At 68.6% G+C, this 1,564-nt stretch carries 2 protein-coding genes; both read left to right on the forward strand.

Annotated elements, in window-relative coordinates; translation table 11 throughout:
- On the forward strand, window positions 1-723 hold a 723-nt coding region (locus IH26_RS63750; RefSeq protein WP_245666078.1), incomplete at its 5' end, for an enoyl-CoA hydratase-related protein.
- A complete protein-coding gene (locus tag IH26_RS63755) occupies window positions 720-1,478 on the forward strand; it encodes a hypothetical protein (protein ID WP_245666079.1) in 759 nt (252 codons plus the stop codon). The genes IH26_RS63750 and IH26_RS63755, both read left to right, overlap by 4 nt.
- The last annotated feature ends 86 nt before the right edge of the window (window positions 1,479-1,564 follow it).

Consider the following 1,564-nt stretch of genomic DNA (forward strand, 5'->3'; position numbering starts at 1 on the left):
CGGTATCGGCATTGGCGGGTGGCCTATGACGGGCCGGTGGCCACGGTGACGCTCGCGGTCGATGAGCAGGGTGGGCTGGTGCCGGGTTACGAGTTGAAGATGAACAGCTATGACCTGGGTGTGGATATCGAGTTGTACGACATTGTGCAGCGGCTGCGGTTCGAGCATCCTGAGGTGCGGGCGGTGGTGGTGACCGGTGGGTTGGAGCGGATGTTCTGTGCGGGTGCGAACATTCGGATGCTGGCCGGCTCGTCGCATGCGTGGAAGGTGAATTTCTGCAAGTTCACCAATGAGACCCGTAATGGGATCGAGGATGCGACCGCGTGTTCCGGGCAGGTCTGGATCGCGGCGTTGAATGGCACGGCGGCCGGCGGTGGGTATGAGATCGCGCTGGCCTGCGATCAGATCGTGCTGGTCGATGACGGTTCGTCCACCGTGTCGCTGCCGGAGGTGCCGCTGCTGGGTGTGTTGCCTGGCACCGGGGGCCTGACCCGGGTGGTGGACAAGCGGCATGTGCGTAAGGACCGTGCTGATCTGTTCGCGACCAAGTCGGAGGGCTTTCGCGGGGCGACGGCGGTGGAGTGGGGTCTGGTCGATGCCACCGTGCCGCGTAACGGGTGGGATCGGGAGATCCGCCGCCGTGCCGCGCTGGCGGCCGAGGCGTCGTCCCGGCCGCGGGCTTCCGGAGGCGTCGCGCTGACCCCGCTGGGCCGCTGGCGATGACCCGGGCGTTGGACGATCTGATCCTGCATCTGCGCACCAACGAGCTGGAGCTGGGCACCTGGGTGATCCGGGCGACCGGCGACCCCACCGCGGTGCTCGCCTACGACCAGCAGCTGACGGCGCGGCGGGAGGACTGGTTCGTCAACGAGGTCGTCCACTTCTACAAACGCACCCTCAAACGCCTGGATGTGACCAGCCGCAGCTTGATCGCGGTGATCGACCCGGGCACCGCGTTCGCCGGGCTGTTGCTGGAACTGGCGCTGGCCGCGGACCGGCAGTACATGCTCGATGGCGTCTACGAGGAGGTCGACCCGGACGCTGCCCCGGCGACGATCCGGGTCACTGCCGCCAACGGCGGGTTGTATCCGATGGGTAACGGGTTGAGCCGGCTGGCCTCCCGGTTCTGGGGCCACGACGACCAGCTCGCCGCCGCTCTCGCGCACGCCGGCGAGCCGCTCGACGCCAAGACCGCCGACGCGCTCGGTCTGGTCACCCTCGCGCTCGATGACATCGACTTCGAGCAGGAGCTGCGGCTGGTCCTGGAGGAGCGTGCCTCGCTGTCGCCGGACGCGCTGACCGGGATGGAGGCCAACCACCGCTTCGTCGGCCCGGAAACGGTGGAGACGAAGGTTTTCGGCCGGCTGGCCGCCTGGCAGAACTGGATCTTCGTACGGCCGAACGCCTCCGGGCCGGACGGCGCGCTACGCCGCTACGGCACCGGCCGCACCGGCGACTACGACCGGAAGCGAGTCTGACATGGCCGCGGTGCGGTTCAACGCGGGCTGGTGGCTGACCGGCCGGCACGTCGACAACGGCGACGGCGACCGGATCGCCGTCCGCG

It is taken from the genome of Actinoplanes subtropicus (assembly GCF_000721705.1).
Classification (GTDB): Bacteria; Actinomycetota; Actinomycetes; order Mycobacteriales; family Micromonosporaceae; genus Actinoplanes; species Actinoplanes subtropicus.